This window comes from Ruegeria sp. AM4 (genome assembly GCF_056540665.1).
On the sequence record NZ_JBQFXD010000007.1, the window covers coordinates 169,688 to 189,811 of the forward strand.

Below are 20,124 nucleotides of genomic sequence, written 5' to 3' on the forward strand. Positions count from 1 at the left end.
TAGGCAAACTGCATGCGGATCAAGATTCCTAGGCAAAATAGAAAGTGGCTAACGCTGGTTTTGTTCGGCGGCATCGCAACTTTCATGTTGTTCGGCGGTGAGTTTGCGGGTTCTCCTGACAGCTGCCGAGTAAAGTGCTTTACGTATACAATCCAAGAGTGGTCAGATTACGGATACAGGGGCTATGTCATCGTGGGCCTCTATTTAGCCGCTGTTCTTGGCTTTCTTTGGGACCATCTATGACTTGAGCGAGCCGCCCCAAGGAGAGATTATCGCGTCGTGCAGGCAGCAGACGTTAACAGAAATTTCCAATGACCGCTCTGCGGACAAAGCGCCATTTCGCTGCGTTTGCACCTACGGCGGTTTTGTGCGCATTGCCAACGTTGGAGCAGGAGTGAGAATTGTATCTTTTCTCACTTGAGCTGAGATACCTTCGAAGAAAACAATACAGGAAAATTACCTTGGTTACGGCTGCCTTGTTGAGTCTACTCCTGGGCGTGGGCCAGAATGCCCACTGACCGACACAGGCAGATCGGTCTATGCGCGAATGGGGCTATGAAGCCAGGCTCGGCGTAAACTGCGGCGGCCGAGCCTTAGATGTTCATCGAGGTCGGGTGACCTTTGATATATGACAATTGCCTCTAACTCTATGGTGTGGATTTTGCGCAAGCCACACGCTCAACCGCAACAAACACTTTTGGTCTTCAGAGGGTACATCGGCTTAACCTTCCGATTTCACGCCAGTGTAGTCTGGCAGAAAACTCGGTGGCATCGGTCCTTTGTTCCGGCCGCCCTGCTGCATCTGTTCCCAGCCATGAGACAAGACGCCGACCGAGCGGGAGAGACAGAACAGACCACGCGAGAACGGTGGTGGAAAACTCAGCTCGCAAAAGATAACAGCCGTGGCCCCATCGATATTCATTGCTATCTCAGTACCGCGTTTTGGGCTAAGAATGACACGCCCACTCCCGCAGCATTCAAGGCAGGATCAGCCCCCAGTTGCCGGGCAAGATCGCCACGACCAGCTGCTTCCACTTTGATCACCTCTGCGCCCATATGCGCCAGTTGATGACAGCGGAACGGACCGAACAGCACATTGGTCAGATCAAGAATGCGAATGCCCTTCAAAGGTGCCTGCGTCATTGTCCACGTCCCTCGTGTACAACCTTGGCTGCGGTGAAGAACTCGCGGCAATAGCTGCCTTTTTCCGGCGCGCCATAGGAGGATCCTTTTCGGCCCGTAAATGGTGCGTGAAAATCCATGCCAGCTGTGGGCAGATTGACCTGTATCATGCCTGCCTCGGCGTTCTCCGAGAAATGGTCGATTTTGGCTACATCCCGCGTGACGATGCCCGCAGACAAACCGAATTCGCAGTCGTTGGCCGTGGCAAGAGCCGCATCATAGTCCGGCACGCGCAACACAGCCGCGATTGGGCCAAAGATCTCGTCACGAGCCACGGCTGCCTGTGGTGACACATCGGTAAACAGGGCTGGAGCAAGGTAATACCCAGGCGTTGTCGCCCCTACATCGCCGCCGCCTGTGGCAAGTGTTGAGCCGTCAGACACAGCACCCTCGATGTAGCTTTTGTCAATGGCCAGCTGCGCTTCACTGGCCACCGGGCCAATCTGGGTTTCCGGCGCGCGCGCATCGCCGATTCTGAGGTCTTTCATGGCCGCACAAAGTCGACCAACAAATGCGTCGTGAATACCCTCGGTGACGATCAGGCGGGAGGAGGCCGTGCATCGTTGCCCGGTTGAGAAAAAGCTACCCTGTAGAGCGCAATGAACCGCCAGATCCAGATGCGCGTCATCCAGCACGACCAACGGGTTCTTGCCCCCCATCTCAAGCTGCATCTTGGCCCCTCGGACGAATAGCGCAGCCCCCATGTTGCGGCCGACAGGTGTGGAGCCGGTGAACGTGACACCGGAAACTTTGGGGTGCGTAACGATCGCCTCCCCGACTTCACGGCCTTTGCCCATCACAAGATTGAACACACCCTCGGGCAGGCCCGCACGGGCAATGATGTCAGACAACATCCAGGCCGATCCGGGAACCAGTTCGGCGGGTTTGAACACAACCGTATTGCCATAAGCCAGAGCAGGTGCAATTTTCCATGCCGGGATCGCCAGCGGGAAATTCCACGGTGTTATCACGCCCACAACGCCGATGGGTTCGCGTATAACCTTAAGCGACACACCTTCACGCAGAGATTGGTAAGCGTCGCCCGTTGCTCGATACGCTTCGGCCGCGAAATATTTGAACAAATGCCCGGCACGATGCGCTTCGGCCTTGGCCTCGGACAGGGTTTTGCCCTCTTCGCGGGCCAGCATGTCGCCCAGCTCGTCCACGCGAGCAAGGATTTCCGACCCGATGCGGTCCAGCGCTTCGAACCGGACCAGTGGCGACGTTGCACGCCATTTCGGAAAGGCGGCAGCCGCAGCCTCGATCGCTTCAACCGTCTGGCTGGCACTTGCCTGCGTATAATCTCCGATTGTGTCGTTCAGATCAGACGGGTTGATATTGCGGGCAGCATTGCAGCCAGAGGCCCATGTTCCGGCGATATAGTTGGGAAAGGAGTCTACAGTCATTGCACTTCCTCAAGAACCGGTCGCCACCCGATATCTTCATGCCGGTGGTCTACAGTGTTCACATAAAAATAGGTCGGGCCGTGATAACCCCGGCACACACGTCCGTCCGCACGGCTGGCGACGGGTTCGGCCGTCCAACTGACCGCCCCGAACCAGTTCCACAAACGGTTATGAGGCGAGGTCAGATGATCCGGGCTAAGTGGGGCTGCGCTATTGGCGGGGTCAGGCTGAGGCGCGTTCGACACGGCGACACTGCCCACTAACGCATCCCATTCATTGGGCCTGGTCGCACCCTGATAGGGGTCATCACAGGGCGTATCACCGCCGGTAAGCAACCGGCAGTGAAACTGCCTGCCATCAATCGAAACCTCTGTGCCATAGACATACCCGGCATCGTCCAGATCCTGCCAGCTGATGCGGCTCATAAGCATCCGGTCGGCCACCAGATACCGGGTGTTTCTTTGTTTAAACACATGCCAGTTCAGGCGTTTGGTCGGGTCTTTGGGGCTGTCCGTGAGCGTCCAGTTGCCCCAATCCGGGTCACGTTCAAATTCCGGGAGGTTACCGGGGTGCAGACCCTCATAAGGGCAAAGCGCTGTAAGATCCGTGATCCAAGGCCGGGTTGCCGGGGCAAGGATCTGTCCCGCATGTGATAGCCCGCCCAGTTGACTGGTTCCGATATATTCCATCATTGCTCTGTCACAGGTCCAGTCACAGGACGAGTGCGAAAGCGGCGCAAAACCCGGAACAGCATTTCCGCCGAAAGGAATTCCGTGCGTTGTGAGGGATCGAGCGGTGGTGAGACCTCGACAATGTCCAACCCGCGCAAGGGGGCCTCGGCCAATCCATCCAGCAGATCGTAGTACTGACGTGGTGTAATGCCGCTATGCACGATGGAGCCTGTGCCGGGAAGGTAGCCGGCGTCCATCGCGTCGATGTCGATAGACAGATAAAGCTCGTCGCAGCCCTGCATGGCATGCGCAAGGGCCTGACGCATCACCTCGGCCGCGCCGAGTTTTTGCACATCGCCCGCTGAAAACACCCGACCGCCCTGTTCTTCGATGAGCGCCAGATCGCCGCCATCGACCCAGCCCGTGATGCCGATCCAGACCATATTGGACACATCAGTGTTGGGCAGTTCAGAAATCCGACGTGCATTGGTTGCATGGTTGTGGCTGCCCCATGCGCCCAGCCGGTCTGAGAAGTCCAGATGACCGTCGATCTGGATATACCCAAAACGCGCGTTTGGAGCACGTTTGGCCAGCCCACGGGAATAGCCCAGACAGGCCGGGAAGCTGTTATAGTGATCACCGCCTAGTGCTAGAGGGATCGCCCCTGCAACGGTCAGCGTTTCGGTCATTGCTGCGATGGCTTCGGTCGTTGCATCAACGTCATGCGCGGTGATCTCTGCGTCACCGCAATCGATCAGCCAGTCGATTGCAGGCACGGTATGGCGGCTTGTATCTGGATCAAAGCTGACTCCCTGCGGACGCAAAGATTGCAGAAGACTTGTCGCCCTGCGCAATGCTTCGGGGCCGAACCTTGTTCCAAGGCGGCTGGAATGTGTCCAGTCGCTCGGCATGCCCACAACGCCGATCTGATCCGCGTGGGCGTCTGTCACGTCGCGCAAAGGCCCATCAAACAGTCGATATCCCGGTTGAGTCAGGGGCGGGTGGAATGTTGAAATCGCTGCAGTCATGTCAGTACATATTCCTCGGAAGTTTGGCGACCCGGATTTTCAATTCCAAATCCGAGGCGCGCATAGATAAATGCCAGAAGAGCCGTGACCATCAGGCGTTGGCCAACTTTCACCACACCCATTCCAGGCCTGTTCGGATTCAGGCCGGTCAACATGACGGCATTGACTTCCTGCTGTCCCAAAAGCTCAAGCCATTGCACCACTGTCTCAAGATCGCAGCCCCCTAACCGGGGCTGATCGCAAAGCGCGCTGAGTGATGTTTCAAACACGGACAGATCAAACCGCACAAACAGCGGCCTTGATGCATCCCGCCACCTGGAAAACGCTGCACGCTGCGCGGCTGTATCCATGTTGCAGGGCGTGCCCCGCCCATTCGGCAAGGGCGCTACATGAAAATCGCGCGCATCATCTGGCGTACCGCCAAGGTGCGCGGTCTGACAATTGGGTATCGCGCTCTGCACTGTCTCAGACATGCGATCCGAACCACCCAATATTATGGCACAGGCACCATTGCGGCTGATCCGACTTGTTGCCGCCTTCAATGACGCGTGAACCGCGTCATCGGACCCCGGCGCTATATCTCCAAGGTCACATAGCCGTTCGTGCAGGCCGTCGGTATTAATGTCCTGACGTGCATCGATATCTACGGGGTGACTGAATTGCGGGTTTGCGTGCCAACCGAAATAGACCGAGGTTTCGCGCAATGCACGCGGCGCCAGGGATTGCCCGGCATGCGGTGCGCTGGTGTCTTCGAACGGGACGCCCAGTACCGCCAGATCGCCGGGCTTGATATCACCGATTGCTTTGGTCTGCGCGCGCATGAACGATAGATGCCCTGCCATGCGCGGCAATGGGGCCGATCGTAAAGGCATCAGCCTGCTCCTTTCTCAAGACGTTCAGTCACCGCCTGCAAGATCGCCAGCGCGGCGCGGGTCTCAGCTCCACCACGAATGTCCAATTCCGGGGCAAGTCCGAAAATTGCTGCGGCAATGACATCGCCTGGGGTAGCGTCAATTTGAGCGATCATCTGTGCGGGTGACATCCCGGTCAGGTGACGCGGGTGCGATACCCATTTGCCCGCAAGCTCTTGTAAATCCACAGACAGGATGACCGGTTGGGTGTGGGACAATTGGCCCGCCACGCCGCCTGAAACCGGAATGACAGGAACATCCGCACCTGTGACCTTTTGTGCAGCAACGCCAAGAGCTTCCAGACCGCTGGAATCGCCGCCAACCAGCACCATGCGCGCGCAGGTTTCCAGAACCGCTGCGCATTGAGCGGTAACTGCGGAAAAATGCTTGTCCCGCTCGAGCGGAAATACATTCACATCCCCTAGATCAATCGCATTTGCGGGTGCTTTTTCAGGACGGGAGGCGTATCGTAGCTGCCGTGCGAGATAGCGTTGCCCCGCCGCTGGCCGGGCGAGATTGTCGCAAAAATACCCCGCTATCGCGACCTGCCCAGGCGTGAGATCTTCCAGATCGCCAACAGATACGCCCAGAAAACTAGGGATCGTGTCAAACCGTATGAGCGCCGCTTCACCCATTGTGCAACGCCGCGTTCAGGGTTTCGATGGCCGCCAGTTCCGACATACCCCGCGTATCGAGCGAAGGCGCAAGGCCAGTGATCACGATCGCCTGCCAGCGACAGGACATTGCCCCGATGACCGATACGAGTGTTTCGGGTTTCATCCCGCCGGGGTTAAGTCCGACGGTACCGGCCGCATGCCCCAGATCAATGACCGACATGTCGATCCAGAGAACAGCACGCTCGGACATGTCAGAAAAGTCGGCGTGCCCTTCATCCAACTGCCGGGCGGTACGCCATGCCATTTTGCGCTGGCTGATCTGATCCCAGACATCGGCAGGTTGCCCGCCGTTTAAACCCACCCAGGTAGTGTTTGCAGATCGCTCTATGAGATCACGCCGTCCCATCGGCATGGCCGCAACAACCGGCAAGTCAGGGAAGGCCTGTAGCACCGACGAGGCAACATCTGCCGCGCCGCCCAGTACAACGGGTACAATGTCGCGATCCGCCATTTGTGCCACTAGCTGTTTCAATACGCCGGGCCAATCGCCCGACAGGTCCAGATTGCCGAGATCCCGACCATTTACAGGCATGCAGGCCCCAAGCTGCCCTGTCATCTTGCGCAACGCATCCGGTGCCAAAGAGGCGCCGGAACGAGGCCCGCTATCGACTTCGCTTGGAACACCCAAAACCCCGACGCTTCCTGCCTCGCATTGCGAAAACTCGCCAAAGGGAAGATCAGCATAACCACTTGTTATCATTTGTTTCTGAGCGCTATTCATTACCAAACGCCTTCATTATTTGCGATTTCCAATTACGCTCGAACCGGCTATAAAAAACGACGGAATTGCGTCGAAAGGTCTGCCTATGCCCGACAAGCCCCGAACCCCTGACGCCAATGGTGGTGTCGAAGCGGTTGAGCGCGCATTGCGTGTGTTGGACATCTTTGAGCCCGGCGATGCAGGACTCTCTTTGAAGGAGGTTGCGGACCGCAGCGGGGTCAACAAGGCGACAATTCTGCGTTTGAGCGTGTCGCTTGAAAAATTTGGCCATATCACCCGAGACGCCGAAGGCCTGTTCCACTTGGGCCCTTCCCTGTGGCGGTTGGGCTCTGTGTTTCGCCAGAACCTGCGTATGGGGCCTATTGTGCGCCCGGTGCTTGCGAATCTGGTTAAGTCGACTGGCGAAAGTGCGTCGTTTTATGTGCAGCGCGGTAATTCCGGCGTGTGCCTCTACCGGGTCAATTCGCCAAGGCTTGCGCGGGATCATGTGCAAGAGGGCGAGATCATTCCGCTGAGCATGGGCTCTTCGGGCCAGGTGCTGGATGCTTATTCCATCAGGCAGGGAAAACAGGCCGCCAACATCCGAAAGGCCGGGTATTATCTCAGCCTTGGCGAACGGGATCCCGACGTCGCCGGTCTTTCGGTTCCGGTCCTTGGGTTCGAAGACGAATTGCTGGGCGCGATCAGCCTGTCCGGCTTGCGCGTCCGCTTCAATGACGCAGTCGTCGAAGAGTATCGCGCAGCGGTTCTTGATGCCGCCCGCCAGATACGGGTGGGGTTTGGCGAGAGATAAGTCGCGTATCATTGTGCCTTGTCTTTCCGACGCCCGATCATCTGCACGCCGACAAGCGCCGTGATGGACACGACAATTAGACAGGTCGAGATCGCTGCGATTGTCGGATCAAGCTGATCACGCAACGAATTGAACATGCGGCGGGTGATGGTGGCGTTTTCTCCGCCCGAGACCAGCATCGAGATCACAACCTCGTCGAGCGAGGTGATAAAAGCCAGAAAAGCCCCTGTCTGAATCGAGAATTTCACCTGCGGTACGGTGATTGTCCACAATGCGTATGCACGGGACGCCCCCAGGCTGCGCGCTGCAAGCTCCTGATCAAAATCATAATTCTGCAATCCCGACATCACCGTCACAATCACGAATGGCAGCGCCAGCGCAGTGTGGGCGATCACGATCCCGGCCAGCGTGTAGTTCAGCCCCAGCTTGGCATAAAGGCTGAACACACCGACCGCGATCAGGATTACCGGCACGACAATCGGCATGATCACAAGGATCTGCGCCACGCTCCTAACGCGGGGCGTAGAGCAATGCAGACCATAGGCACAAAGTGAGCCCAGGGGTGTCGCGATTGCCGTGGTAAGTGCCGCCGCGATCAGCGAGGTCTTTGTAGCGCTCATCCATTCCGGCGACGTGACATAGGCCACATACCAGCGAAACGAGAGCGATGTCGGCGGAAATTCCAGATAGGAGGCCCCCGAAAACGACATTGGAATCACAATTAGCGTGGGGAGGATCAGAAAGAACAGCACCGCGATGCCGACCACTGTCAGCCACAGACCATCGATCTTGCGTTGTCCGACTTGTTCCATATTCAGATCCTCAGCGCATAAAGAGTTTGTCGAGACCGAAAACTCGGTTCATCAGCCAAATCATCGCCAGCGCCAGCAACAGCAGGACCACGCCCAGGGCTGATGCGGCCCCCCAGTTCGAATAGACTGTGATGGTGCTTTCTATCCGCTGTGCCAGCATTTGAACTCGGCCACCGCCCAGCAAAGCCGGCGTGACAAAGAACCCAAGCGACAGGATGAAAACCAGCACGATACCGGCAAAAAGCCCCGGCAGGGACATCGGGAAAAACACCCGCCAGAATGCCCCGCGCGGGGTAGAGCCCAGCCCCACAGCAGCCCGAACCAAGTCGGTGTCAATGTTGCGCATGGTGGCATAAAGCGGCAAAACCAGAAACGGCAGCATGATATGAACCATGCCAATGATGGACCCCGTTAGGTTATGCGCGAGCTGCAGCGGTTCCTCGATAATACCAAGCGACATCAGCGACGAATTGATGATGCCATTGCGCTGCAACAGCACCAGCCACGCATAGGTGCGCACCAGAACCGATGTCCAGAACGGCACCAGCACGAACACCATCAGAATGGCCGCCGTTTTGTTGGGCATCTTTGTCAGCCAGTAACACAGCGGGTATCCGAGAAGGACACAGATTACGGTCACGGCAATGCTGATTTGAAAGGTGACGACAAAGGTGCGCCGATACAAAGCGCTCTCAAAGATGCGCGCATAATTTTCCATGCTCAACTCGCCCGCCGCATTGTAGAACGACAGCGAAGACAGCCAGAAAATCGGCAGGAACACGACGATCAGGATGGCAAGAACTGCAGGCATCGAAAGCCCCAGAAAAGTCAGCCGTTCCCGACGTTCTTCGGATTTGAGCGTGGCGGTGTTCTGAAGTGTATCAGCGGCCAGATTGGTCTCGGCGAAACTCATGCCACATGTTCCGGTACGATGATCGTGTCTTCGGGATGCAGGGCAAGGCCGATTTGCTCACCCTTGGAGGGCAGCCCGGTCTGGCCTGCGCGATTGGCAGGCACACGCACATTGATCTGACCGGCGCTGTCGTGCTGAACGATGACCAGTACGCTGTCGCCTTGATAAATGATGTCATACACCTTACCGGACAGGTCATTGGCGGCGTCTGGCACCGCACCCGTGGTGACTTCCAGCAACTCGGGTCGGATGATCAGACGATGGCCTCCGCTGCCCTTCGCAATAGGAGTATTGGATTTCAACACACGCTCGCCAAGCTGCGCCGTGTCTTTGGCGACATTCACCGGCAAGGAAATGGATTCCCCGATAAAGTCCGCCACAAAGAAACTATGAGGCTGGCGATAGAGCCGCTCAGGCGTTGCAATCTGTTCGATCCGCCCTTGATTGACCACCGCAATCCGGTCCGACATCGTCAGGGCTTCGCGCTGGTCATGGGTGACGTAAACGACGGTTGCGTCCAGCTTTTCATGCAGCGCCTTCAATTCGATCTGCATATGTTCGCGCAGCTTCTTGTCGAGCGCGGATAACGGCTCGTCCATCAGGATGATCTGCGGCTCAAAAACCATGGCACGGGCAAGGGCCACACGCTGTCTCTGTCCCCCGGACAACTGGGTGATGCGCCGATCGCCATAGCCACCGAGTTGGACCGCCTCCAGCGCGTGCGCGGCGCGTGCCTTCTGATCGCCTTTGGACACCCCGCGAATTTTCAACGGATAAGCCACGTTTTCCGCCACGGTCATGAATGGAAACAACGCGTAGCTTTGGAACACCATGCCAAGGCCGCGCTTGTGGGGCGGCGTTGCAATCATTTCCTGATCGCCAAACCTGATCGACCCGCCATCAGGACGCACAAATCCGGCTAACGCCATCAAAAGCGTCGTCTTGCCAGAGCCCGATGGCCCTAGCAATGTCAGGAACTCGCCCGCAGCGATGTTCAAAGACACGTCATTCAGCGCCTTGACCGATCCGTAGGCCTTGCACAGGTTGGATATATCAATGGGAAGGGAATTGGCTGCAGGTGACATGGGGGCTCCTAACCTGACAAAATAGGGCGCAGCACAAGATGCGCTGCGCCCTAATGGTTTACTGTTGGATCAGCGTGTCAAACTCTTCGGTCAATTCGCCCAGCTGGCCGATGTAAAAGTTTGGGTCGACCAGAAGCTGCTTGCCATAGTTGTCGGGATGGGTGTTGACCTTGACCGCCATCTCTTCAGAGATAATCCCGGTGCCGAACGCGCCGGAATTGACCGGTCCCAACGGCATGGTCACCGCCAGCCGCGCCTGTGCTTCCGCACTCAGCAATTCGTTGATAAGACGCATCGCGTTGTCTTTGTTCGGAGCCCCCTTGGGCACCAACAAGCAGTCCACATCCATCGTTCCGCCATCAAAGGCATAGGCCACATCAATACCCGACGCGATCACGCTTTCCACGCGGTTATGGCCCATATGGATCACGTCCACTTCACCGTCACGCAGCAACTGCGCCGATTGCGATCCGCCGCGGTACCAAACGGTAACTTCGGGGGCAATCTCACCCAGCTTTTCCCATGCGCGCGCCTTGCCGTCATCTGTGGCCAACGTGTCATAGATCTCGGCCATCGGCACACCATCAGCCATCAGGGCAGCTTCGAGGTTATAGTTCACCTTGCCGTGCATACCGCGCTTGCCTGGGAATTTCTCTAGATCCCAGAACTCTTTCCAGTTGGATGGGCCATTGTCGCCAAAGGCATCCTTGCGATAGGCAATCACCTTGGTGAAGTTGATGAATCCGATGTAATTGTCATGGATCAGCTCCTTGGGAATGCCTGTCGTGTCAACAATCGAATAATCGATCGGCTCAAGGCTGCCTTCGCGGCTCAGGGTTTCACACGAGGGCAAATCTTGCTCTGTCACGTCCCATGCGACGGCACCCGCAGTGATCTGCGCGCGCACGTCCTGAATGCCGTTGGTCGTATCTTCCTTAACTGTGACATTCAACGCGCTGGCGGCAGGTTCCAGCATAGCTGAACGCAATGCATCCTGAAACGAGCCTCCCCAGGACGCAAACACGACCTCGCCCTCGGCAAAGGCAGGCGAGGCAATAGCAAGGCTACCTGCCACGAGTGCCGTGGTGAGCGTAAGTTCTCGATTATTTTTTGTCATGTCAGGCTCCTCCCTAACTGTTGGTGTGCGCGTGGCTCCACGATACGAGCGGCGCTACATTTTCCCTTGACGTTTCGTTAGGCAAAACGCCATTTCATTTTTACTAGTGCTGATGGTGGGATTGGTCAAGGATTCTTTCGACCCCATGGAAAACCCACCTGTTTCCAAGGCCTCAAAGCCGACCAAACGTCGTTTTTCTCGCACATGTGCGGCGTTGATTTCGTTTCGCCATTGCGCATATGACGACGGAAGCGATCATTACGTATCGCCTAGTTCATTGTTGCCGAGTGAAGCTTTCGGGGGATTGAGCGGACCTAAATTACTCACTCGCATATCTTAGATACGCAAACTTGATTGGCAGCTTCATAACAGTACGCGCCAATTGATCCTTGCCGCAGCATTTATCATTTTGGGCTCATCGCAGGCGTTCTCTGCACATAGGATCAATTACGGTTATCTGACGGGTTGAAATGATGGTTCGTTCGGTCCGCAGATATGGCTCGCACTCAACCAGAGATCGTTTCAAGTAACACCTGTTCAGAACTAGATGTGACCTGCCTGAAAAGTGGACCACTCGGAGGCGACCAACAGATCGGCGCTATGATCTGTGAAGAGAAACTGGATGCACTGATTTTCTTCGTCGACCCTCTGTCGCCCATGCCACACGACGTCGACGTTAAGGCTCTGACCCGCCTCGCCACGGTATATGATCTGCCAATGGCATGTTCGCGCTCAACCGCGGATCTGATCGTCAAGGGGCTGATTGACGAGGATGACAACGCGCCTGTCTGATACGCCACGCGCCGCAAGCGCAGATCAGCTGGTTTTCAGAAGGTGCTCTGCCAGACTGCCGAGGTTTTCGCTGCCGAGCTGGCTCATGTTGGCCTCAATGTCAGCCTTCAGGATGTGAACGAGATGGTCGACCCCTCGTGCTCCGAACGCTGCAACAGCATATTGAAAGGCGCGTCCGACCATGACGAAATCTGCACCTTTCGCCAGTGCGCGCATGATGTCCAATCCCCAGGCAACGCCAGAGTCGTAGATCAGTGGCACATTTGTTCCGACTGCCTCGCGGATGTTCGGGAGTTGGTCAATCACAGCGGGTCCGGCTTCGAATTGACGCCCGGAGTGGTTTGAGACCCAGATGCAATCCACGCCCTCGGCCACCATTTTTTGCGCGTCCTCCGACCGCAGAACACCCTTGACGATCAGGTGACCCTCCCATTCCTGCCGTAGTTCGCGCAGGTAGTCCCAATCTGGAATCCCACGGATCAGAGCGCCTGCATGGGTAAAGCTTTCTCGTCCGCGGGTCGGGACGTAATCGTCAAAGAACCGCATACGTGGCATGATGCCCTCGCGCAGATGTGCAAGGCACCAGGCGGGTCGTGACGCCATTTCTGTCAGCGTGCGCAGGTCAGCTTTAGGAGGCACCGTCAGATTGGCGCGGCGTTGTCGTTCGCGCCGACTCTCTTCTGGAACGTCCACCGTGATTATCAGCGTATGAAACCCGGCTGCCTTAATCCTCGGGAGCATCGCGCGGCGCAACTCGCCGGAGTTCACCGGGTAATGCTGAAACCATCCATTTTTGCCAATGTAAGGTGCCACATCTTCCGGTGAAGCAACCGCCACGCTCGACAGCGAAAACGGAATGTTGTGAGCAACCGCTGCCTTTGCAAGCATCCGCTCTGCTCCAGCCCACATTAGGCCGGACATGCCTACCGGTGCTATCCCGAATGGCAGATCGTAAGTTTGACCCATCAATGTAGTTTGCAGGTCGGCCTTTGTTCGGCCGCATAGTACACGCGGCATGAATCCGATGGCATCAAGTGCGTCCCGGTTGACCTTCAACCCCAGCTCCCGGCCGGTCGCGCTGTCGAGGTATTCGAAGGCAAACTTCGGAATGCGCTTTTGTGCGGTTTTCCGAAGGTCTTCTATCGACGGGTGGGAAAGGTCCAGATCCATCCGGGTCCTCTGTTCGTTGTCTAACGTTTGAAGCTCCTCAGTCGGTTACCAAAGGGATGGCAGGGCCAAGGAAATTGCGGGCACATAGGTGATGAACATCAACAAGATCAGCATTCCGACAAAGAATGGCAGGATTGCCCGGCTGAGGCTTTCGATGGAAACCTTCGAAATGCTGCTGGCCACGAACAGGTTCACACCCAATGGCGGTGTGCAGAACCCAATGGCCAGGTTGACCGTCAAGATGACACCAAAAACGATCGGATCGACACCCAGCGCGGTTGCAACCGGCAGCAGGATCGGCGTCATGATGATGATCGACGAAATCGTCTCCATGAACATTCCGATCACCAACAACAGCAGATTGATCAGCAACAGGATGATGATTGGGTTGTCGGACAGGCTGGTGATCGTTGTTGCGAGCTCTGTCGGGATTCTTGCGAGCGTGATCAACCTGCCAAAGGCGGTCGCCATGATCACCAATATCAGAATGGTCCCGCTGGTCTTTGCACTGCCCGCCAAAACCTCTGGCAGGTCCTTGAGGGTGATGTCGCCATAGACGAATATGCCGATGAAAGCGGCATAGACTACGGCCACGGCACCGGCTTCGGTTGGGGTGAAGATACCGCTGTAGATGCCCCCAAGGATAATTACCGGCACCAATAGCGCCCAGATGGAAGACCGGAAGCTCTGCCAGACGCCCGGGCCTGAGAACGTAGTCGTCGATTGCTGAACAACCTCGTCCTTTCGCAGCAGAACACGAGCGACCAACATGAACATGAGGGCAAAAAGGATGCCAGGAACAACGCCTGCAAGAAACAGTTTGCCGATCGAAACCTCGGCAGTAACACCATAGATGATGAAGGGAATACTTGGCGGGATCATTACACCGATCATTCCTGAGGATGCTGTCAATGCGCCGCTGAATTTGCGCGTATAGCCGACCTTTTCCATCTCTGGGATCATGTTCGACCCGATGGCAGCTACGGTCGCAGGAGATGAGCCGGATATGGCGGCAAAAAACACACAGGCGAGCACGTTCACATAAGCCAGCCCACCCCGGATATGACCGATCAGCGCATTGGCAAATCCAACCAGTCGGCGAGACATTCCGCCGTGTTGCATCAGGTCGCCTGCCAATATGAACAGAGGGACGGCAATTAGAGGAAAGGAGTCCGCGCCTGTTACCACCGACCGTGCCAGAAGAACCATGGGTGGTGTGCCATCTACAAAGACCATCACGATCATAGTGGCCAAGCCCAGACAGATGCCAATAGGCACGCTGAAGAGCAACAGGGCAAAGAGCGTCAAGAAAAGCGTTGTTGCAAGCATGCCGGGTTCCTCACGCTTTGGTTCCTGCGATCAGACGCAGGGTTCGGAACAGATGTTGAGTGACGCGGATCGCGGACAGGCCAGCGCCAATCGGAGCCGAAGCATAAAGGATCGGAATCGGTAGCCCCAAAACGACCGAAGTCTGGCTGGCGACAAAAGGCTGTCGGATAAGCTTGATGCATTCAATTGTCAGAACGATCAGAAATCCAAGGACAAGAAGCGCGATCACAACATCCGCGTAAAGCCTTGCGCGCTCGCTTAGGACATCACGCAGGACCGTGATACGCACATGATCGCCTGTGTGGAACGCATAGCTGACGCCTAGCCAGACAAACCATACAAACAGCCAAAGCGTTAGCTCTTCGCCCCATGAAAGAGAGGCATTCAGAATGTAGCGCATGAACACATTTCCAAAGATCAACAAGACAATCGCGGCCAAAAGTGCACTGGCTAAGACCTTTTCGGCATTCATATCGATCCATTTGATAACCGACACCGTTCACCTCCCCTTGAACGAAAGGGGCACCCGAACTTTCATGGCGCGGGTGCCCGTATTGGCTGAGTAGTCCGAGGGTCAGCTTCCGCTCGCTGCGGAAACTGCCGCTACCCAGTCGTCATAGGCTTCAGCGCCAACCTCGTCGCGATACTGCAGACGGACGCTTTCGGTTTTGTCGGCAAAGGCCTGTCGCTGCTCTGCAGTCAGTTCCAGAACCTCGACACCAGCAGCACGAATCTGTTCCAGTTGTTCCGCATCTTCGCTCGCGACCAGTTCAGCCTGATATTCACGTGCGGCGGCCATCGAGTCCCGGACCAGTTGCTGATGCTCTGCGGACAGCGAGTCAAAGAACGGTTTGGAGATGACGGGCATATAGACCGCAAAGACATGGCCCGTGGTCGAAAGGTATTTCTGAACCTCGTAGAAACGCTGTGAGGTAATGATCGCCAGTGGGTTTTCCTGGCCGTCGATCACGCCTTGCTGGAGAGCAGAATAGACCTCACCAAAGTTCATTGGCGTCGGGTTGGCCCCGAGCGTTTCGAATGTCGCCACATGCGCCGGAACCTTCATGGTACGTAGCTTGACACCCTCGAGATCTGCGGGGGTTGCAACCGGGCGGACATTGTTGGTCACATTGCGTACACCCAATTCAAGCCAGCCAAGACCTACCAATCCCTGGTTTTCGACCCGTGCAAGCATGCCATCACCAGCATCACCATCAAGAACATCAAAGGCGATGTCCTTGGAGGAATACATGTAGGGCAGTTCAATTACTGCAAAAGCCGGATCCCAGCCCGCGAAGAAAGAGGAAGGAGGAATGGCCATTTCCAGAACGCCGGTTTGAACACCTTCGATCATTTCGCGATCAGGGCCCATCTGCGACGAAGGGAATATCTGTACGTCGATCTCACCATTCGAGCCAGCTTCGACGAGTTCTTCAAATTTCAGTAGCGCGCGATGCATATGAAACGCTTCTGCTGCGCCATGCCCAACCTTAATGACTGTTTCAGCGGATGCTGCAAAAGCAAGCCCGGCTGACATGACGACGCCAAGCGCCAATGTTGATTTCTTGAACAAGGTATCCTCCCACGGATTTAGTTATTTTCGATCTATTATCTGAGATATCAGATATAATATAGAAATCAAGCTTACATGTGCTATTGTGTTAGAGAGACGAAATAGGACGAAGTAAAAATGACCGAGATTTTGCCGATTAAGCGCCCGGATTCGTTGAGTAAAACTGCTGAAGAGCATATCCGAAAAGGTATAATCAATGGCACGTTTCAATTGGGTGAATCGTTGCCGGAAGTGAAGTTGTCAAATGCCATGGGCATCAGCAAAACTCCGATTCGCGAAGCTCTATCAGCTTTGAATCTTCAGGGCCTCGTTCAGATCTTTCCTCATCGAGGAGCCTTTGTATTCTCTCTTTCTCATGAGGACGTGGTGCAGCTTTGCCAGTATCGGCTAATCCTAGAATCTGCAGCTTTGGAGCAGGCGCTTGAAAAGAACCCTTCGGTTCTGATCAATGAGCTGTCTACAATTGTTTCGAAGATGTCGGAAGCGCAGGAAACGGATGAATTCGAACAGTACTTGGAACTTGACGCCGAGTTTCACGACGCGTTTTTCAGGTCCTGCGGAAACAGTTACCTGCGGGATGGATATCAAAAAGTCAGTGATATCGTCCAAACTATGCGGACACACCTGTCCAAACGCTCCAATCGAACGAAGAAATCTTTCAAGGAACATCAAGCGATCACATCGCTATTGGACGAGGGTAAAGTAAAAGCAGCAACGAACACCCTCAAACGTCAAATCACTCGCGGTGAGCGTTCTTACTCCGATTTGGTTGGTCTAAGGCAAGCATAGGTGCCCACCACTTGGTCACGATGTTCACCAAAAGCGCATCTGGCAGCAAATCTAATGCCGCGTGCGTGGGCAACATAAGTTCAAAGTGGCGGAGTTGGGCTGTTCTTAGACGAGGGCCGTGGCCACGATTAGAGGGCGGTTTTGTGTTGGGTCAGAAATGCTTGACGATTGGGTCAGAAATGAATGACGTGATTGGCCGATTTATTGAGGTTTTGTCTGTCGATTGAGTCAAATATCAGTGACGTTCCACAGTTTGAGTGCTCATTCTTCAGAGACCTTTGTAAAAGCAGCCCGATCTTACGCCGGACCAATAGGGGCTGACGGTGGCGAAATGGATTGCCGCGTGACGACTAAAATGACTTCTTCAGATGATAGGATTTCGGCCGTGTCAGCGCGGTGTAGCCCAGGACCGACAGCGTCGTACCGCGTCCGGTGTTCTTGCAACCGGTCCAGCATATCGCCGGATCGAGGTAGTCACAGCGGTTCATGAAAACGGTTCCGGTTTCCAGCTGCGCGCCAATCCGGCCCGCGCGTTCCGCATCGTTGGTCCATAGGCTTGCAGTCAAGCCAAACTCGCTGTCATTCATCAAGGCGATGGCCTCATCATCCGACGAGACCTTCATGATGCCGACCACCGGTCCAAAGCTTTCATCGCGCATCACTCGCATGTCATGGTTCACATCAACCAGGATCTGCGGTGCCAGATAGGCACCGCCGTCGTCGGCGGGAAAGTTGGCCGGGTCGACCAGAGCCTTTGCGCCGTCGGCGATGGCTTCGCTGATCTGCTCGCGTACCTCCTGCGCAAAGCGGATATTGGCCATCGGGCCAATCGTCGTACCGTCTTGCAGCGGATTGCCCAGCGTTAGCTTGTTCACCTCGGCTACGGCCTTTTCGACAAATGCGTCATACAGGCTTTCGTGGACATAGACGCGCTCGATACCGCAGCAGCACTGACCGGCGTTGAAGAATGCGCCATCCATCAGCGTGGCAACGGCGACATCCACATTGGCGTCGTCCATCACATAGGCGGGGTCCTTGCCGCCCAGTTCCGTGCCAACCGCCGTGAAGGTGCCCGCAGCCGCACGTTCCATCGCCTGACCGCCACCGACTGAGCCGGTGAAATTGACATAGCCGAAATGGCCTTCGCCGATCAGTTCCGACGTGGTGGCGTGATCAAAGAACACGTTTTGCAACACATCCTCGGGGAAGCCGGCCTCTTCAAACGCCTGAACGATCCGTTCGCCCACCGTCAAGGTCTGCGCGGCGTGCTTCATGATGACCGAGTTGCCGGCGATCAGCGCCGGTGCCAACGAGTTGATCGTGGTGAGGTACGGATAGTTCCAAGGTGCGACGATGAAAACGACGCCAACCGGTTCTTTCTCGATGCGGCGTTCGAACTTGTCACTTGCTTCGGCAATAATGGGCTTCAGTGCGTCCTCGGCAATCTCGGCCATGTAGTTCGTGCGCTCGATACAGCCGTTGAATTCAAAGAACTGCGCCTTGGGGCGGCCCATCATGTTGGCGATCTCTTCAGCGGCCACATCACGATGGGTGGCCAGTTGTTGCATCGCCTTGACCACCAGATCGCGACGCTCGGCAAGCGGGCGGGCGGCCCAGGCCTTGCCTGCGGCTTTGCTGCGCTTGATGCGGTCCTGGGCTTCGTTCTTGGCCATCGTCTGGCGGGTTGCATAGACTTCCCCGTTGATGGGCGAGACACATTTGATTTCAGACATTCATTCAGTCTCCTCTGCGGATCAGCGCAGTTTTTCCTTGAGTTTGTAGTACATCATCCCGACTGCAATCGCCTGACTGCCAAACGCGCGGGTGAAAGGCAGTTTCATGTGGCGAACGTTTTCGTACACCAGAAAGTCGGTCATATCGCCGGTTATCGCTTCGGCCATGATCTCACCCATGATATGGGTCAGGGCGATGCCGTGACCCGAATAGCCCTGAACGTAAAAGACGTTGTCGCTGATCTTGCCGACCTGCGGGATGCGGTTGAGAATGACGCCGTCGATGCCGGCCCAACTGAACTCGATTTCAGTCCCCTTCAGGCGCGGGAAAGTACGTTCCATCGCCGGGCGCAGTTCTGCCGCGATGTCCTTGCTGTCGCGACCGGAGTAGTTGGTGCCGCCACCGAACATCAGACGGTGATCGGCGGTGCAGCGATAGTAGTCCAGAATGAAACGGTTATCGTAGACCGCCAGATTGTGCGGGTTGATCTGACGCGCGACTCCCTCGCCCAGCTTGACGGTAGCCACATTGGCCAGCGATGCCGGAAACAGCTTTCCGGCCAGCTTTTTCTGTTCGAGGAAGTGATAGGCGTTCCCGGCGATCAGAACCTTGTCGGCGGTAACGCGGCCATGTTCGGTAACCACCGTGGGGCGCGGCCCGTGGTTGATCTGGAGCACCTGCGAATTTTCAAACACGCGCGCGCCCAGAGATTCGGCGGCTCGCGCCTCGCCCACACACAGATCCATCGAGTGGACATGCATGTTGCGCCGGTTCAGCAGACCGCCGCAATAGATATCGGTTTCCAGATATTTAGGGATGTCTTTGTCGTCGACCAGCTCAAGCATATCGCCCATACCGCGTTGGACACCCTCTTCATAGAGTGCTTTCAACTCGTCCAAATGGCTGGGCGTCATCGCGGTTTGCAAGTGGCCGAAACGCAAATCGCAGTTGATGCCGTATTTTTCGATACGGTTCCTGATAATGTCATGGCCACGCCAGCGCGTTTGCCAGACCAGATCGTCGGCCTGCTCACCCACGGAACGACGAAACTCGCGCGCCATGGCGGCATCACCAGACAGGCTGCCGGTAATCTGCCCGCCATTGCGCCCGGTTGCGCCCCAGCCGACCTGTTTTGCCTCAAGTACGGCGACGCTCTTGCCGCGCTCGGCAAGTTCAATTGCTGTCGCGATCCCGCTGAATCCGCCACCGATGATGGCGACGTCCAGGTCAAGGTTTTCCGACAATTGCGCAAAGCCCGCAGTATCGCGGGCCGTTGCAGCGTAGTAAGAGTTTGCGTGCATCGAGATTCTCTGATTTTGATCAAATTTAATCAGAAGAGGTTTTCTGCGCAAGCAATCTTTTGAGTCGCCACAAATACTTTAAAAACATAAATAAAATGCCAGATTTAGCGCCCAACAGTC

Annotated in this window: 19 protein-coding genes and 2 pseudogenes; 3 read left to right on the plus strand and 18 right to left on the minus strand. The window is 56.1% G+C overall.

Annotated elements, in window-relative coordinates:
* Positions 1-721: 721 nt before the first annotated feature.
* The 8 genes and pseudogenes from ACR0JA_RS14895 to ACR0JA_RS14930 form a co-directional block, all read right to left on the minus strand.
* A pseudogene (locus ACR0JA_RS14895) lies at positions 722-937 on the minus strand (citryl-CoA lyase); the annotation flags it as partial.
* Positions 937-1,143: pseudogene (locus ACR0JA_RS14900) on the minus strand (CoA transferase); the annotation flags it as partial. The pseudogenes ACR0JA_RS14895 and ACR0JA_RS14900, both read right to left, overlap by 1 nt.
* Positions 1,140-2,588: an aldehyde dehydrogenase family protein gene (locus ACR0JA_RS14905; protein WP_480576296.1), complete on the minus strand. Its 1,449-nt coding sequence runs from the start codon at positions 2,586-2,588 to the stop codon at positions 1,140-1,142. The pseudogene ACR0JA_RS14900 and the gene ACR0JA_RS14905, both read right to left, overlap by 4 nt.
* Positions 2,585-3,277: a hypothetical protein gene (locus ACR0JA_RS14910; protein WP_480576298.1), complete on the minus strand. Its 693-nt coding sequence runs from the start codon at positions 3,275-3,277 to the stop codon at positions 2,585-2,587. Before ACR0JA_RS14910 ends, ACR0JA_RS14905 begins: the two co-directional genes overlap by 4 nt.
* The gene (locus ACR0JA_RS14915) at positions 3,277-4,287 is read right to left on the minus strand and encodes an agmatinase family protein (RefSeq protein ID WP_480576301.1); all 1,011 of its coding nucleotides are present in this window, start codon (positions 4,285-4,287) and stop codon (positions 3,277-3,279) included. Before ACR0JA_RS14915 ends, ACR0JA_RS14910 begins: the two co-directional genes overlap by 1 nt.
* Complete coding sequence (locus ACR0JA_RS14920; protein WP_480576303.1) at positions 4,284-5,159, minus strand: arginase family protein; 876 nt, start codon at positions 5,157-5,159, stop codon at positions 4,284-4,286. Before ACR0JA_RS14920 ends, ACR0JA_RS14915 begins: the two co-directional genes overlap by 4 nt.
* Positions 5,159-5,833 carry a hypothetical protein gene (locus tag ACR0JA_RS14925; RefSeq protein WP_480576305.1) on the minus strand — a complete coding sequence of 225 codons (675 nt, stop codon included), beginning with the start codon at positions 5,831-5,833 and terminating at the stop codon, positions 5,159-5,161. Before ACR0JA_RS14925 ends, ACR0JA_RS14920 begins: the two co-directional genes overlap by 1 nt.
* The gene (locus ACR0JA_RS14930) at positions 5,826-6,596 is read right to left on the minus strand and encodes an arginase family protein (protein WP_480576308.1); all 771 of its coding nucleotides are present in this window, start codon (positions 6,594-6,596) and stop codon (positions 5,826-5,828) included. Before ACR0JA_RS14930 ends, ACR0JA_RS14925 begins: the two co-directional genes overlap by 8 nt.
* 85 nt (positions 6,597-6,681) lie before the next feature.
* On the opposite strand from ACR0JA_RS14930, the gene ACR0JA_RS14935 reads away from it, so the two are divergent.
* Positions 6,682-7,389, plus strand: coding sequence for an IclR family transcriptional regulator (locus ACR0JA_RS14935; RefSeq protein WP_480576311.1), 708 nt, complete (start codon positions 6,682-6,684; stop codon positions 7,387-7,389).
* Positions 7,390-7,397: 8 nt separating this feature from the next.
* On the opposite strand, the gene ACR0JA_RS14940 is transcribed toward ACR0JA_RS14935, so the two are convergent.
* Genes ACR0JA_RS14940 through ACR0JA_RS14955 form a run of 4 tightly spaced genes read right to left on the minus strand, consistent with a single transcriptional unit; the run spans position 7,398 to position 11,316 of the window.
* The gene (locus tag ACR0JA_RS14940; protein WP_480576313.1) at positions 7,398-8,201 is read right to left on the minus strand and encodes an ABC transporter permease; all 804 of its coding nucleotides are present in this window, start codon (positions 8,199-8,201) and stop codon (positions 7,398-7,400) included.
* Between the two features lie 10 nt (positions 8,202-8,211).
* The gene (locus tag ACR0JA_RS14945) at positions 8,212-9,114 is read right to left on the minus strand and encodes an ABC transporter permease (protein WP_480576316.1); all 903 of its coding nucleotides are present in this window, start codon (positions 9,112-9,114) and stop codon (positions 8,212-8,214) included.
* Positions 9,111-10,199 carry an ABC transporter ATP-binding protein gene (locus ACR0JA_RS14950; protein WP_480576319.1) on the minus strand — a complete coding sequence of 363 codons (1,089 nt, stop codon included), beginning with the start codon at positions 10,197-10,199 and terminating at the stop codon, positions 9,111-9,113. The genes ACR0JA_RS14945 and ACR0JA_RS14950 overlap by 4 nt, the downstream gene beginning before the upstream one ends.
* A 58-nt stretch (positions 10,200-10,257) precedes the next feature.
* Positions 10,258-11,316 carry an ABC transporter substrate-binding protein gene (locus tag ACR0JA_RS14955; protein ID WP_480576322.1) on the minus strand — a complete coding sequence of 353 codons (1,059 nt, stop codon included), beginning with the start codon at positions 11,314-11,316 and terminating at the stop codon, positions 10,258-10,260.
* Between the two features lie 495 nt (positions 11,317-11,811).
* Between ACR0JA_RS14955 and ACR0JA_RS14960 the strand changes: the two genes are divergently transcribed.
* Positions 11,812-12,108: a methylglyoxal synthase gene (locus ACR0JA_RS14960; protein ID WP_480576325.1), complete on the plus strand. Its 297-nt coding sequence runs from the start codon at positions 11,812-11,814 to the stop codon at positions 12,106-12,108.
* A 24-nt stretch (positions 12,109-12,132) separates the two neighbouring features.
* Here ACR0JA_RS14960 and ACR0JA_RS14965 read toward each other — a convergent pair whose 3' ends face one another.
* From ACR0JA_RS14965 to ACR0JA_RS14980, 4 genes are all read right to left on the minus strand, one after another.
* On the minus strand, positions 12,133-13,278 hold the full coding sequence (locus ACR0JA_RS14965; RefSeq protein WP_480576328.1) for an alpha-hydroxy acid oxidase: 1,146 nt from the start codon (positions 13,276-13,278) through the stop codon (positions 12,133-12,135).
* A gap of 45 nt (positions 13,279-13,323) precedes the next feature.
* Positions 13,324-14,607 (minus strand): TRAP transporter large permease, encoded by a 1,284-nt coding sequence (locus ACR0JA_RS14970; protein WP_010437263.1) that lies wholly within the window; start codon positions 14,605-14,607, stop codon positions 13,324-13,326.
* 10 nt (positions 14,608-14,617) lie between these two features.
* On the minus strand, positions 14,618-15,103 hold the full coding sequence (locus ACR0JA_RS14975; RefSeq protein ID WP_170347550.1) for a TRAP transporter small permease: 486 nt from the start codon (positions 15,101-15,103) through the stop codon (positions 14,618-14,620).
* A gap of 78 nt (positions 15,104-15,181) precedes the next feature.
* The gene (locus ACR0JA_RS14980; RefSeq protein ID WP_010437266.1) at positions 15,182-16,180 is read right to left on the minus strand and encodes a TRAP transporter substrate-binding protein; all 999 of its coding nucleotides are present in this window, start codon (positions 16,178-16,180) and stop codon (positions 15,182-15,184) included.
* A gap of 117 nt (positions 16,181-16,297) precedes the next feature.
* Between ACR0JA_RS14980 and ACR0JA_RS14985 the strand changes: the two genes are divergently transcribed.
* Positions 16,298-16,969: a GntR family transcriptional regulator gene (locus ACR0JA_RS14985; protein WP_480576331.1), complete on the plus strand. Its 672-nt coding sequence runs from the start codon at positions 16,298-16,300 to the stop codon at positions 16,967-16,969.
* 350 nt (positions 16,970-17,319) lie between these two features.
* Here ACR0JA_RS14985 and ACR0JA_RS14990 read toward each other — a convergent pair whose 3' ends face one another.
* Both ACR0JA_RS14990 and ACR0JA_RS14995 read right to left on the minus strand, forming a co-directional pair.
* Entirely contained in the window at positions 17,320-18,702 is a 1,383-nt protein-coding gene (locus ACR0JA_RS14990; RefSeq protein WP_480576334.1) for an aldehyde dehydrogenase family protein, read from the minus strand.
* A 21-nt stretch (positions 18,703-18,723) separates the two neighbouring features.
* Positions 18,724-20,004: an NAD(P)/FAD-dependent oxidoreductase gene (locus ACR0JA_RS14995; protein ID WP_480576337.1), complete on the minus strand. Its 1,281-nt coding sequence runs from the start codon at positions 20,002-20,004 to the stop codon at positions 18,724-18,726.
* Positions 20,005-20,124 lie beyond the last annotated feature (120 nt).